Origin of the sequence: Clostridium sp. UBA1056, assembly GCA_002316385.1 — a bacterium.
GTDB lineage: Bacteria > Bacillota > Clostridia > Clostridiales > Clostridiaceae > Clostridium_J.
Window position 1 is genome coordinate 560 of the sequence record DCDL01000012.1, and the last position, 14,762, is coordinate 15,321.

Consider the following 14,762-nt stretch of genomic DNA (forward strand, 5'->3'; position numbering starts at 1 on the left):
TTTGACTTGTTATTTATTTTCAGATGTCTTAAATAAAATATAAAAATTGAGTAGCTGGTAATGTTATGGAAACAGAAAGATTAACTATAAGAGTTCAGCAAAGTTTAAATGATGCATATGATGAAGCAGTAAGAAATAATCATCAACAAGTAGATATCATTCATCTATTTTCTGCACTGTTAAATCAAAGAGATGGTTTAATACCCAATGTCTTTGAAAAAATGGAAGTAGATGTTGATGGAATAAAAAGAAAAGTAAATTTAGAATTAGAGAAAATGCCTAAAGTATTAGGGGAAGGTGCACGTTCATCAGGTGTAACTGCAACTAGAAGAATTAATGAAGTTTTAGTTAAGGCACAAGATATATCAGAAAAATTTCATGATTCATATATAAGTGTAGAACATATGATGCTAGCTATTATGGATATAGATTCTAAGGGGATAGTTGGTAAAATTCTTAAAGAATGCAATATAGATAAAGAAAAGTTTATGGAGGTTTTATCTCAAGTCAGAGGAAATCAAAGAGTAAATACTAATGACCCAGAAGGAACCTATGATGCCCTTGTTAAATATGGGACTAACCTAATTGATCTTGCTAAAGAACATAAGTTAGACCCTGTAATAGGAAGAGACGAAGAAATAAGACGTGTAATTAGGATTTTATCTAGAAGAACTAAGAATAATCCAGTGCTCATTGGAGAGCCTGGAGTAGGTAAAACTGCTATAGTTGAAGGGCTAGCAGAAAGAATTGTACGAGGAGATGTACCGGAAGGATTAAAAGATAGAATAATCTTCTCATTAGACATGGGAGCTCTAATTGCTGGAGCTAAGTATAGAGGTGAATTTGAAGAAAGGCTTAAGGCTGTACTCAAAGAGGTAAAGAGCTCTGATGGTAAGATAATATTATTTATAGATGAGATTCATACTATTGTAGGGGCTGGAAAAACTGATGGAGCTATGGATGCAGGAAATCTTATAAAACCTATGTTAGCTAGGGGAGAGTTACATTGTATTGGAGCTACTACCTTTGATGAATATAGACAGTATATAGAGAAGGATAAGGCTTTAGAAAGAAGATTCCAACCAGTTATTGCAGATGAGCCTACAGTGCAAGATACAATTTCTATATTAAGAGGTCTTAAAGAAAGGTTTGAAATACATCATGGAGTTAGAATTCATGATTCTGCCATTGTAGCAGCTGCAAAATTATCTTATAGATATATTCAAGATAGATTCTTACCAGACAAAGCTATAGATTTAATTGATGAAGCTGGTGCTATGATAAGAAGTGAAATAGATTCACTTCCTACAGAGCTAGATATGGTTAGAAGAAAACTATTTACTTTAGAAACTGAAAGAGAAGCATTGCTTAAAGAAAGTGATGAAGCATCTAAAAAAAGACTTGAACAATTACAAAAGGAATTAGCAGAATTAAAAGAGAAAAATGATGAGATGACTGCTAAATATGAGCAAGAGAAAGGTAAAATTCTTGAAGTTAGAACTTTAAAGGAGCAATTAGATGAAGCTAGAGGTAAGGTTGAAAAATATGAAAGAGAATATGATTTAAATAGTGCTGCAGAATTAAAATATGGAGTTATTCCGCGACTAGAAGAAGAGATAAAAGAAAAAGAAGAAAATATGCATAAAAATTATGAGTCAGCACTTTTAAAAGAAGAGGTTACAGAAGAAGAGATTTCTCAAATAGTATCTAAGTGGACTGGAATCCCAGTGACAAGATTAGTTGAGAGTGAGAGAGAAAAGCTTTTAAGGTTAGATGAAGAGCTCCATAAGAGAGTAATAGGTCAAGATGAAGCAGTAACAGCTGTTGCTAATGCAGTAATTAGAGCTAGAGCTGGTATGAAGGATGAAAATAAACCAATAGGATCATTTATTTTCTTAGGTCCTACAGGAGTAGGTAAAACAGAATTAGCTAAAACTTTAGCAAGAAATCTATTTGACAGTGAAGAAAATATTATAAGAATTGATATGTCAGAGTATATGGAAAAGTATGCAGTATCAAGACTTATAGGAGCGCCTCCAGGATACATAGGTTATGAGGAAGGTGGACAATTAACAGAAGCTGTAAGAAGAAATCCATATTCAGTAGTCTTATTTGATGAGATAGAAAAAGCTCATGAAGATGTATTTAATGTGTTCCTACAGATATTGGATGACGGAAGACTTACTGATAATAAAGGTAAAACTGTAGACTTTAAAAACACTATTATAATAATGACCTCTAATATAGGTAGTAATTATCTGCTAGAAGATAATGGTATAATCACTGAAGAAACTAAAAATTTAGTAATGAATGAAATGAAGTATAGATTTAAGCCAGAATTTTTAAACCGTGTAGATGATATTATAATGTTCAAACTACTGGATATTGAAGGTATCAAGAAAATTATCGATATATTTGTTAATGAGGTTAGAAGAAGATTAAGTGAGAAAAATATAGGGTTAGAGATTACTGATGAAGCTAAGGAAATTCTAGCAACAGAAGGATATGATCCAGTGTATGGTGCAAGACCACTTAAGAGATATATAGGGAATGTATTAGAAACTATGATTGCTAAGAAGATTATAGCAGGAGAAGTTTATAATGGATGCAATATTTTAGTGGATGGTAAAGAGGGTCAAATAGTATTTAAAATAAGTAATAAAGGCCTAGTTACAGTGTAAGTTAAAAGATGTAATCCTTAAAATCAATTGATTTTAAAACTTAAATATATTTTTAGAAATATATTCTATAAAAAATATAATAAAAGCTTGCATTACCTAGTGTTTATATGTTATAGTAAATATGTGGTTAAACACAAATAAAATAAAAATAAAGATTTAACATATACAATAATTTTCTCCAATTCGAGGATTTGTTAGTAATAGGTGAATCTTTAAAATGGAGGAATTTTAAAATGGCAGATAAAACATTAACATGCAGAGATTGCGGAAGCGAATTCATATTCACAGAGGGAGAGCAAGCTTTCTACGTTGAAAAAGGATTCGAAAACGAGCCAACTAGATGTGCTGATTGCAGAAGAGCAAGAAAAGCAGAAAGAAATAGAAGATAATTAATATTTAATATTTCAATGGAGCTATAAGAAGTAATTCTTATAGCTTTTATTTTTGAAGTATTTATTTAATAAATAATATTAAAGGTGTTAATGTATAAAAATCTTAAGGTAAGAGGAAATATATAAATAAACTTAAATATATAATATATAAAATTTAAGCTTGTGTATTAAAATAATATATATGCATACTAGATATTGAGGAGAAAATTATGAAAAGTGGATTTAGTAAATATGATTTAAATGAAAATATATTGAGAGCACTAGATAATCTTGGGTTCGAAAATCCTTCAGAAGTTCAAGAAGAAACTATACCAAACCTTTTAAATGGTAAAGATGTCATAGTAAAGTCCCAAACAGGTAGTGGAAAAACTGCTAGTTTCGGTATTCCTATATGTGATGCAGTTGAAGTGGAAGAGTCTAAAATAACTGCTTTAGTGTTAGTTCCAACTAGAGAACTTGCATTACAGGTTAAAGAGGATTTATCTAATATAGGAAGATTAAAAAAAGTTAGATGTGCTGCTATTTTTGGAAAACAACCTTTTAATGAGCAAGTGAGAGAACTTAAACAAAGGGTACATGTAGTAATAGGAACTCCAGGAAGAATAAGCGATCATATGAATAGGGGTAACCTAAACTTTGAAGATTTAAGCTATATAATTATTGATGAGGCAGATAAGATGCTAAATATGGGATTCATAGATCAGGTAAGTGACATATTAGATAGGTTACCTAAAAAGAGAACAACTGCCTTATTTTCTGCAACAATACCAGAAAGTATAGAAGCACTATGTACTAATTACATGACAAAACCTAAGCTTTTAGAAATAGAATCAAAGATATTTAATCGAGAAAAGATAAAGGAAACATATCTAAATATTGAAGATAAAGATAAGTTTAAAGCATTATGGAAAAATCTATATGCATTTATGCCTGAAGCAGCTATAGTGTTTTGTAATACTAGGGATAAGGTCAAAAGAGTATATGAAAACTTAAAAGATGAAGGTGTTTTAGTAGAGCAATTACATGGGGATATGGAACAAAAGGTGAGAATTGAAACCATGGAGAGGTTTAAAGATAGAGAATTTAAAGTATTGGTTGCTACAGATATTGCAGCTAGAGGTATTCATGTAGATAATATAACTCACGTATTTAATTATGAAGTGCCAATGGAAAGAGAGAGCTATGTTCATAGAATAGGTAGAACAGGAAGAGCCGGACGTGAAGGAAGTGCTATTAGTTTTGTTTCTAACTATGAAAAGAAGTTTTTAGCTTCTATAGAAGAATACTTAGGCTATAATATTGAAAAGGGAGAGTTTCCGAGTGATTTACAGATTAAAGAAGGGAGAATTCTATTTAAAGAGAGTCAAAAGCATCTAAAAGAAGAAAAAGCAAATAGAAAAAAGGTAATCCATAAAGATATTATAAAAGTATATATTAGTGCTGGTAAGAAGAAAAAATTAAGAAATATTGATATATTAGGAGCATTAAGTAATCTTCCAGAATTAAGTGGAGAAGATATAGGTATAATTGATATACAAGATAATATTTCTTATGTAGATATACTTAATAATAAAGGCAATGTACTTTTAAAAAAATATAAAGAAATAGTTATTAAAGGGAAGAAGGTTAAATTAGAAAAAGCAAGAAAATAAATTAAATATATGTTGTATTATCATTATTATCATGATATACTGAAAGAGTAGTAAATACAAAATAAAAGAAATAAAGATTTAAGATTAATAACACTTTTCTCCAGTTTTAGAGAATCAGTTAGTTAAAAGTAAATCTTTAAAAATGGAGGAATGAAAAATGGCAGATAGAACATTAACATGCAAAGATTGCGGAAACGAATTCATATTCACAGAGGGAGAGCAAGCTTTCTACGCTGAAAAAGGATTCGAAAATGATCCAGTAAGATGTGCTGATTGCAGAAAAGCAAGAAAAGCAGATAGAAATAGAAGATAGTAATATTTAATATTTCAATAGAAGCTATAAAAAGTGATTTTTATAGCTTTATTTTATTTTATAAAATTACAACAAAGCATTGAAATATAAAGAATAATTTACTATATAAGAAAAAAGTCATATCAAAAATTACATAAACTTATAGTTTATTTAAAAAACGTATAAGTATTCAAAAAATACTTGAAATTTAACTGTTAAAGTGATAAACTGAAACCATAAAATAAAAAGATTCACATCTATTATAACTTTCTCCGTTTTTAGGGAATTGGTTAATTGAATGTAAATCTTTAAAAATGGAGGAATTGAAATGGCAGATAAAACAATATTATGCAAAGACTGTGGTAAAGAATTTATATTTACAGAAGGAGAGCAAGCTTTCTACGCTGAAAAAGGATTCGAAAACGAGCCAACTAGATGCGCTGATTGCAGAAGAGCAAGAAAAGCAGAAAGAAATAGAAGATAATATATTTTCTATAGAACTACAGACTTAGAGTCTTGTAGTTCTATTTTTATATGTAGATTTATTAACATGAAAAGAGGCAGTCTCAAAATTAACTAAGATTTAGTGATTTTGAAACTGCCTCTAATATATTGATAATTTAAACTGATAAATTTAATAAATTTACAGATAGCGTAAAATATACCGTTAAAGCTACGGCATCTACTATGGTTGTGATTAGTGGGCTAGCCATAATAGCTGGATCTAGTTTTAATTTCTTAGCTAATATAGGAAGTATACCACCTATTATTTTAGCAACAACTACAGTGCAGAATAAGCTAATACATACAGTTAGAGAGATTAAAAAACTAGTTTTTTCAAAATAATATATTCTTATGAAATTCACAAGTGCAAGAATAGAACCAGTAATAATGCTAACCCCAAGCTCTTTAGATATAACTTTAAAGCCATCTGATAATTCTATGTCACCTAAAGCAAGACCTCTTATGATAAGAGTTGAGGATTGGGAACCGGCATTACCACCTGTATCCATAAGCATTGGAATAAAAGATGCTAGAATAACTACAGATGATAGAACATCTTCAAATCTTCTTATAATATTTCCTGTAAAAGTTGCTGAAATCATTAATACAAGAAGCCAAAGTATTCTGTGTTTAGAGAGATTCCATACGCTAGTCTTTAAATACTCTTCTTCGTTAGGCTCCATAGCTGCCATCTTCTGGAAGTCTTCTGTATTTTCTTGATCAATTATATCCACTATATCGTCGATGGTGATTATTCCAACTAACTTCTTTTCATTATCAGTAACGGGAATAGATAATAAGTCGTATTTTTTAAAGAGTTGTGCTACATTTTCTTGGTCATCTAAGGTGTTAACATATATAAATTCGGTTTTCATTAAATCTTCGATTAATACATTTTCGTCACTTAAAATAAGTTTTCTTAAAGAAATAATACCTTGAAGTTCCCTATTATTTCCTAGAATATAACAAGTATTAATTGTTTCTTTGTCTATACCTGTTTTCTTTATATGAGCAATTGCTTCATTTACAGTCATATGCTTTTTTAAATCAGCATACTCTATAGTCATTATACTTCCAGCTGAGCTTTCAGGATACTTTAGAAATTGATTTATTATTTTACGAGTATTTTCATCGGTATTTCTTAAAACTTTTTTTACCACATTAGCAGGTAGTTCCTCTAAAAAGTCTACAGTATCATCAATAAACAAGTCATTTATAATATTTGAAATTTCAATATCGGTAATAGAGTTAATTATAAATAGTCTATCCTCGTGGTCTAGATAGGAGAATACATCAGCTGCCATATCTTTAGGAAGTACTCTAAAGATTTTAACTACAGATTCTTTATCCATTTCTCCAAGTAAAGTTGCTATATCTACTACATTCTTTTTTTCAAGAGTTTTTCTTGCATCAACAAATCTCTTTTCATTTATTAGTCTGATTGTGTTTTCCATTGTTACCCCTCCTATTAATTCAATGCATTATAATCAGTCAAAATAGTATTGACCAAAACTGAAAAATTATAATTCCTAGGTTGTAGCGGGTAAAAAACAATGAAGATATAAAAAGGCATTAAACTTAATGTTTAATGCCTTGATAAATAACTATACAACATTTTTATCCATTTATGAATTTAGATTAATAATAAATTATACTTTTAAACAGAAATGATAATAATTTATTTTATCTTGTATCATAAAGAGGGTAAGAAGTTACATAGAATTTGATTGTTGCGTTAAACATTACATATATCAAATCTTCATTGTTAATATTACTACTACCATCGTCCATGCTTCTTACACCTCCTAAAATTTCTTAAATAAAAAAACCTCCGTAAACTAAAACGCAGGCAAATACTAAAAATAGTATGACTCGTTCAAGTTTTAGCTCTGCAAGGCAATGAAATTGCATTAGATTAAGCCTTCTTTGTTCGGCAAAATCTGCTAACCAGTTAAGAATGTTTCCACTCTTTTACGGTAGCAACCCGTATCCTTGTAGTAACCTCACCTACCGAGGTATATAAATTTTTCTCCTCATTAATAGTATTACTTTACTTATTAAAAGTCAACAGTAAAGGATAAGTTTATTAAAAAAATTTCACATTAAAATAATATAGAACTATTAATTCTCAAATAAATAAAGTAAATTGAAAATTAGTAATTCTATATTAAATATTATTAAACTGTCATTAGCTTTGAGCTTCTAATAAAGATTTACTTGAAACATTTATTCCAATGGCACCTAATGGAGCTGTAACTAGGATAGATAACACAGATATAGTTAGGATTAAATCACCAGATGCAACTCCAAGAGATAGAGGTAATGCACCCATAGCTGCTTGAACTGTTGCCTTAGGAGTGTAGGATATAACACAGAAAAGTATTTCCTTTATATTTAAGTTAGTACCTATTAGTGAAATTACTACTCCAATGCTTCTACCTATTAATCCTATAAAAATAATTATGATGCCTATTGCTCCTGAGGAAAAGGCTACAGAGATATTTACTTGAGCTCCAACCAATACAAAGAGTAAGATTTCTGCGAAGACCCATAGTTTATTTAATCCATGAGAGAGAGGAGTAGCTACCTTAGGAAGTTTTTCTGTAAGGATAAAACCAATGGTCATAACGCCTAAAAGGCTAGCAATTAATACTTTATCTTTAAATACAGTTTCTATAGTAGTTAAAAGTATAGAGAAAGCTAAAACAATTAATATTCTTTTTATATCATTAATGCTATATTTTTTAAATAGATATATTATTGCAAAGCCTAATATTAATCCTAGACCTATTCCTAATATTATAGAAACAGGTATTTGTAAAAGTTGAGAAGCTATATTAGTGCTTTTACCAGCATATAAGGCAAGAAAGCTAGTTAATATAGTGATTGCAAATACATCATCAATGGAAGCACCAGCTAATATTAAAGTAGGAATACTCTTATTAGTACCAATTTTATTATCAATTAGATTAATCATTTGAGGTACAACTACGGCAGGAGACACAGCAGCAATTATAAAGCCAAGAATTCCTCCCTGTATAAAGGTAAATCCTAATAGTTTAGTAGATATAAAGGCTATAGTGAAGCCTTCTAATATGCCAGGTATACAACTCATCTTTATTGCAGGTCTTCCTATTTCCTTTAAATCAGATTTCTTTATTCCCAGACCAGCCCTCAGTAGAATAATAATAAGAGCTATTTTACGTAAATCTGGAGCTATTTTTAGTAAATCTCCATTGATTAAATTAAGTCCATAGGGACCTATAATAATTCCTAAAATCAACATTCCTAAAAGTCCAGGAAGTTTGATTTTTTCAAATATGAAGTTGAAGATAATAGCAAGAAGTATGATTATTGCTATGCTAGTAGCCATGACAGCCCCTCCTTTTAAACTAAATTTTAATTTATTGCTCTAGTTGAATATAAAGTTTTTCATTAAAGACTTCCTTCCTTTGATACATACACATTCTGAATAAATATCTAGTTACATATAAAACATTTTAACTATTTAACATTTTAAAATTTTTTAAAGAAAACTATTTAAATATTTAGTATTTTAAATAGTTGTTCTATATGAGGTATTAATGAGATTTATCATTCAAATTATCAGTAAAATATGCAGTATCGCTAATGTCATCCCTATTAGTTTCAACTAGCGCAACATGTATCAGCAATTTGAACATAAAAAATCTCCTACAGACACACTCATAGCGTTGTCTGTAGGAGTCATTAGCAATTGCAGTTTTGGTGAACTCCATCACCATAAATTATACTTTTAGTATAACAATATTTAATAGTAAAATCAATATTTAAAATTATAGAAACTTCATGGAAATTTAAAATTTCGGCACACGAAATTTATATGGAATCCGATAGGTTATTGTGATAATATTATAAATATAGAATAAATTTACATACGAGAGGGGAAAATATCATGTTATTAGAAAAATTAATTAATGCTTTTGGTGTTAGTGGATATGAAAAGGAAATAAGAAATGTAGTAAGAGAAGAAATTAAAGATTTAGCTGATGAAATTACTGTAGATGCCCTTGGAAATTTAATTGTTTATAAAGCTGGAATAGGGAAAAATAAGAAAAAAATTATGGCTTCTGCTCACATGGATGAAATAGGATTTCAAGTTGTAAAAATAGAGGATAAGGGAAATATTAGAGTAAGAGCCTTAGGTGGTATTCCAGTTATTGAGACAGCTATGAATAGAGTTAAATTTAGAAATGGAATAATTGGACTAGTAGCTAGTACAATTAAGGAAAAAGAACTAACTACAGATACTAAAAAATTATATATCGATATAGGAGCTAGTAGTAAGGAAGAGGCAGAAAAGTATCTTAAGGTTGGAGATGTGGCAGCATATGTGGGAGATTATGTAGAACTTAAAGAAAGCAATGTAACTGGTAAAGCTATAGATGACAGAATTGGATGTTATATATTAATTGAAACTTTAAAGAAAATCAATAATCCATATAATGACTTATATTTTGTATTTTCAACTCAGGAAGAAGTTGGACTTAGAGGAGCTACTGTTGCAGCCAACAGAATTAATCCAGATTTAGGAATAGCTTTAGATGTAACCATAGCTCATGACTTCCCTAATTGCCCAGAAGGAAGCAATAAAGTGGGTGGAGGAACAGCTATAAAGGTTTCTGATGGTTCAGTTATATGTAATGAATATTTAGTTGAAGAAATGGTTAATTGTGCTAAGGAAAATAATATTAAATATCAATTAGATGTTATTGATGGTGGTGGTACAGATGCAGGAGCTATTAATAAATCTAATTTTGGAGTTAGAGCTACAGGAATATCAGTAGCAACTAGATATGTACATGGCCCCAATGCTCTAATAAGCATGGATGATACTAATGCATCTATTGAGCTTTTAGCTAAATATGTAGACAGAGAATTTAATTTTGATGAAAAATAGATCATATTCAATAGAGGTATAAAGTAATTTATATTTACTTTGTTGATAAAATGTAGGAAAATATATATTAAAGTAAAAAGAAATTAATAGGATTTTTAAGTTATATACTAAAGTTTAATAGAAATATAAAGTATATCTTAAAGATGATAGTAATATTAGAGGAGGAATAAATATGTTAAATTTTACACTTTATAATCCAACTAAATTAGTATTTGGAGAAAATACTATAGAAAGTATAGGGAATCATTTAAGTAAATATGAAGTTAAAAAAGTATTAATAGTTTATGGAAAGGGCTCCATAATGAAAAATGGAGTTTATGATACTGTAGTACAGTCACTAAAGAAGCATAACATAGAGTTTATTGAGTTATCAGGAGTTAAGCCTAATCCAGTGTTATCAAAGGTTCAAGAAGGTATAAAACTAGCTAAAGAGAATAAGGTAGATGGAGTTTTAGCTGTAGGCGGAGGAAGTGTAATAGACTCATCTAAAGCTATAGCTGCAGGAGCTTGTTATGAAGGCGATGTATGGGAATTCTTTGAGGGTAAAGGAAAAGTTGAAGCTGCATTACCTCTATTCACTGTATTGACCCTTTCAGCTACAGGATCTGAAATGAATGCAGGTGGTGTTGTAACCAATGAAGAAGAAGGTAAAAAGTGGAGCTTTGGTTCTCCATTATTATATCCAAAAGTATCTATATTAGATCCTTCAGTTCAAAGATCTCTTCCAGCAAATCAAACAGCTAACGGAGCAATAGATGCTATAAGTCACGTATTTGAAGCATACTATGGTGGAACAGAAAGCACAGATATGCTTGATGAACTTTCAGAAGGAATTATTAGAACTGTAATTACTCATACTAGAGAATTATTAAAAGATAGTAATAATTATAAATCAAGGAGTGAGCTTGCTTTTTCAGCAACTCTTGCTTTAAATGGATTAAATGGAGTTGGTAGAAAGGGAGATTGGGCATCTCACTCCATAGAACACTCTCTTTCAGTACTTAATGATATTGCTCATGGTTCAGGTCTTGCTATAGTGATGCCTGCATGGATGAAGTATGTTTACAAGGTAGATGTTAAGAAGTTTGCAAAATTTGCAAGCCATGTATTTAATATAAACGAGGGTAATGATGAAGAAAAGGCTCTAAAAGGAATAGAGTCACTAAGAAACTTCTACAAGGAAATAGGTGCCCCTATAACTTTAAAAGAGGTTGGAATTAAGAAAGAGGATTTAAATTTTATAGCAGATAATGCTGCAATCCTTGCACCACTAGGAACTCTTAAACCTTTATATAAAGATGATATCTATAAAATTCTAGAAATAGCCTTTGAATAAAATTAGAATATATAAGGTTTTAAGATGAATTAAAGGGCTTTCGCAAAATAAGCTAATATTTTATAAATATTAGTGAATTGTTTTGTGAAAGTCCTTTTGTTTCTAATCTATATCCTATAAAGTCTACTAAAAGCCCTATTAATAAACCTATAAATCTTTGCAAGGATAATACAAAGAAGTCAACTCACAGTATCTTATAGAAAATAAAAAGGAATAATGAAGTTTTTATAGAATATATAAGAAAAATTGGGTTATGTCACTAGAGTTTAGGGGGAGTAGATTGATGTTAGAAAGTTATAAATATGCACGTAAAGAAAATGTTACAGTTTACTACGTTGGAAATGATAGCAGATTTGTAATAGAAGTTATGGAAGGACTACTTTATTCTTATAAAGAATTAGAAAAGTATTTTCAGCTAAAAGATAGAAAGTTTTCTATAAGAGCTATTTTAGCTATGAATAGAAGAGAGTATGATTATATAGGCGAAACGGTTTTGAAATTGAAGAGAAATAGTGCATCTAAAAGAAGTGAGGTTACTATTACTTCAAAAAATGATTTGTTAATATTGTCACCCTTTGCTTATGGGGAAGAGTCTACTTATGATTATGAAGGAGAAATGCTTCAAAAACTTATTTATAGTCAAGTGGTTCATATATTTAATGAATTTTTATCTTTAAATCCAGAGGCTTCATCCACATGGTTTGGACAAGGAATAGCTATATACCTATCTAAGTTATGGGATGAAGAAAATATTAATAAAGAGATAAAAAAAGCTATGAAGGAAGAGATGATACCATCACTAAAGATGATTCAAGAAAATAAAAGCCTATATAAAACATGGGCATGGACTATAATCAGATATATAGAAGAAATCTATGGTAAAGAAATTATAAATGAAATCATAAGAAAGTATGATGAAAGTGATATTTTTAGTGTAATAAAGGTTCCTATTGATGACTTTGAAGATCAATGGAGAGCTTGGTTAGAAAATGAAGATAACATATCATAAAAAAGAGGGGCTGTTTCAATTTTTGAAATAGCCCTTTAGATTATTAGAAAATAAGGTATCTAAATATGTGGCTCTAGAAATAGAGTAATTAGATGATGAATTAAATTATACTTTTTAGTACATACTAAGTTAAGCTTAATATGGATAGGAAGTGATTATATGAATTTATCAAGAAATCTCGAGGAAAATTTAGCACTTATAAAAAGTAAATTAAATGTAGATAAGAGTTTTGATATAATACATAGGTCTATATATATAGGTAAAAGAAAAGTAGCCATAATATTTGTAGATGGTTTTATAAAAGACGAAGTGATGGAAAAGATCATGGAAGGGTTCTTTAAAGTTACTAAAGAAGAGATGGATGGTTTCGGAACAGCTAGAGCCTTTAGTGAGCATACTATACCTTATGTAGAGGTGGATATACAAGGGGATGTGGATAAATTAATTTTTACTATTTTATCTGGGCCTACAGTAATGTTAATAGATGGCTATGAAGAAGCTATAATATTAGACTTGAGAACTTATCCAGCAAGAGAGACTGCTGAACCTGAGACAGAAAAGGTAACTAGAGGTTCGAGAGATGGTTTTGTAGAAACCATAGTTTTTAATACTGCGCTAATTAGAAGAAGAATCAGAGATCCAAAGTTGACCTTTGAAATGTTATCAGTAGGAGAACGAACAAAGACGGATATAGCTTTAGGATATATTGATGGTTTGGAAGATAAATATTTGTTGGAAGAGTTACGAGAGAGAATATCATCTTTAAAGTTAGAAGGCATTACTATGAATCAAGAAAGTTTATTAGAAGGGTTAGTGCAGTATAAGTTCTATAATCCTTTTCCAAAGGTTAAGTATACAGAGCGACCAGATGTAGCAGCTGCCCATATTTTGGAGGGAAGAATAGTTGTAATAGTAGATAATAGCCCTAATATCATGATGTTACCTTCTTCATTTATGGACTTTATACAAGAAATAGAAGACTTCTATTATCCACCTATTACTGGAGCTTATATAAGGTTCATTAGAAATATGGTACTAATTTTAACTTTAATTACAACACCAACTTGGCTTTTGATGATGCAACATCAAGATATGCTTCCGTCATACTTGAGATTTCTAACGGTACAGGAGATGAACTCGGTACCTCTAGCTATGCAATTTCTTATACTTGAGCTTGCCATAGATGGATTAAAGATGGCATCTTTAAATACACCGACATCACTGGGAACTTCCCTTGGTATAATTGGAGGATTAATATTAGGCGATTTTGCTATTAGATCAGGTTGGTTTGTGCCAGATACCATATTATATATGGCATTTATTGCTGTAGGTAGTTTCACACAGCCGAGTATAGAAATGGGATATGCAATAAAGTTTTGTAGAATAATTTTGCTTATTACTACTTGGGGATTTGATGTATATGGATATGTAGCAGGTTTGATATTAATTTTCGCCATAATTGCATCTAATAAGACGCTTACGGGAAGGGGATATTTATATCCACTTTTTCCTTTCAATAAGAAAGATCTAAGAGGACTAATATATAGAAAATCCTTATTAGATAAGAGTAAAGAGGAAAATAATTAGTAACTTTGAAATATAATAATTGAGTTAATATAAGTATAAAAGCTGGCTAACTATTAGTCAGCTTTTGTTTACAATTAAAACAAATATTAATTCTTAACTCCATTAATTAAAAATGTATGGATAAAATTCATTTCAGAATATTTTAGCGAGTATTTTATATTAACTAAGGCAAAGATTTAATGAAAAAAGAAACTCCTTTTCGTATATATTCAAAGGAGTAAATCCTACTTAACCAAATGTAAAATTATTTAAAAAAGAAACTCCTTCTCATTATATTTGAATGATTAACTTACATTAACTAAATCAAAGATTTAAGGAAAAAGAAACTCCTTTTCGTATATACTCAAAGGAGTAAATTCTACTTAACCAA

Annotated in this window: 11 protein-coding genes and 2 riboswitches; of the genes, 9 read left to right on the plus strand and 2 right to left on the minus strand. The window is 29.8% G+C overall.

From position 1 onward, the window contains the following. The first annotated feature begins 65 nt into the window (after positions 1-65). From clpB to B3W71_RS03885, 5 genes are all read left to right on the plus strand, one after another. A complete protein-coding gene (gene clpB / locus B3W71_RS03865; protein ID WP_346887625.1) occupies positions 66-2,681 on the plus strand; it encodes an ATP-dependent chaperone ClpB in 2,616 nt (871 codons plus the stop codon). A gap of 233 nt (positions 2,682-2,914) precedes the next feature. Then, positions 2,915-3,070, plus strand: coding sequence for a zinc-ribbon domain-containing protein (locus B3W71_RS03870; protein WP_346887626.1), 156 nt, complete (start codon positions 2,915-2,917; stop codon positions 3,068-3,070). A 212-nt stretch (positions 3,071-3,282) separates the two neighbouring features. Next, positions 3,283-4,725: a DEAD/DEAH box helicase gene (locus tag B3W71_RS03875; RefSeq protein WP_346887627.1), complete on the plus strand. Its 1,443-nt coding sequence runs from the start codon at positions 3,283-3,285 to the stop codon at positions 4,723-4,725. Positions 4,726-4,882: 157 nt separating this feature from the next. After that, positions 4,883-5,038 (plus strand): zinc-ribbon domain-containing protein, encoded by a 156-nt coding sequence (locus tag B3W71_RS03880; protein WP_346887628.1) that lies wholly within the window; start codon positions 4,883-4,885, stop codon positions 5,036-5,038. A 307-nt stretch (positions 5,039-5,345) separates the two neighbouring features. Beyond that, complete coding sequence (locus tag B3W71_RS03885) at positions 5,346-5,501, plus strand: zinc-ribbon domain-containing protein (RefSeq protein WP_346887629.1); 156 nt, start codon at positions 5,346-5,348, stop codon at positions 5,499-5,501. Positions 5,502-5,637: 136 nt separating this feature from the next. Here the strand turns inward: B3W71_RS03885 and mgtE are convergent, their stop codons facing one another. Both mgtE and B3W71_RS03895 read right to left on the minus strand, forming a co-directional pair. Further along, on the minus strand, positions 5,638-6,975 hold the full coding sequence (gene mgtE, locus B3W71_RS03890; RefSeq protein ID WP_346887630.1) for a magnesium transporter: 1,338 nt from the start codon (positions 6,973-6,975) through the stop codon (positions 5,638-5,640). Between the two features lie 408 nt (positions 6,976-7,383). Continuing rightward, positions 7,384-7,543: riboswitch (M-box (ykoK) riboswitch) on the minus strand. Between the two features lie 166 nt (positions 7,544-7,709). Then, positions 7,710-8,894 (minus strand): cation:proton antiporter, encoded by a 1,185-nt coding sequence (locus tag B3W71_RS03895; protein WP_346887631.1) that lies wholly within the window; start codon positions 8,892-8,894, stop codon positions 7,710-7,712. Between the two features lie 340 nt (positions 8,895-9,234). Continuing rightward, a riboswitch (Fluoride riboswitch) is annotated at positions 9,235-9,292 on the minus strand. A 163-nt stretch (positions 9,293-9,455) separates the two neighbouring features. Between B3W71_RS03895 and B3W71_RS03900 the strand changes: the two genes are divergently transcribed. From B3W71_RS03900 to B3W71_RS03915, 4 genes are all read left to right on the plus strand, one after another. Then, positions 9,456-10,460 (plus strand): M42 family metallopeptidase, encoded by a 1,005-nt coding sequence (locus B3W71_RS03900; RefSeq protein WP_346887632.1) that lies wholly within the window; start codon positions 9,456-9,458, stop codon positions 10,458-10,460. A 172-nt stretch (positions 10,461-10,632) separates the two neighbouring features. Continuing rightward, positions 10,633-11,796, plus strand: a complete 1,164-nt coding sequence (locus B3W71_RS03905; RefSeq protein WP_346887633.1) for an iron-containing alcohol dehydrogenase — start codon at positions 10,633-10,635, stop codon at positions 11,794-11,796. Positions 11,797-12,079: 283 nt separating this feature from the next. Next, entirely contained in the window at positions 12,080-12,805 is a 726-nt protein-coding gene (locus B3W71_RS03910; RefSeq protein WP_346887634.1) for a hypothetical protein, read from the plus strand. A 159-nt stretch (positions 12,806-12,964) separates the two neighbouring features. Next, on the plus strand, positions 12,965-14,392 hold the full coding sequence (locus B3W71_RS03915) for a spore germination protein (protein WP_346887635.1): 1,428 nt from the start codon (positions 12,965-12,967) through the stop codon (positions 14,390-14,392). Positions 14,393-14,762: the final 370 nt, after the last annotated feature.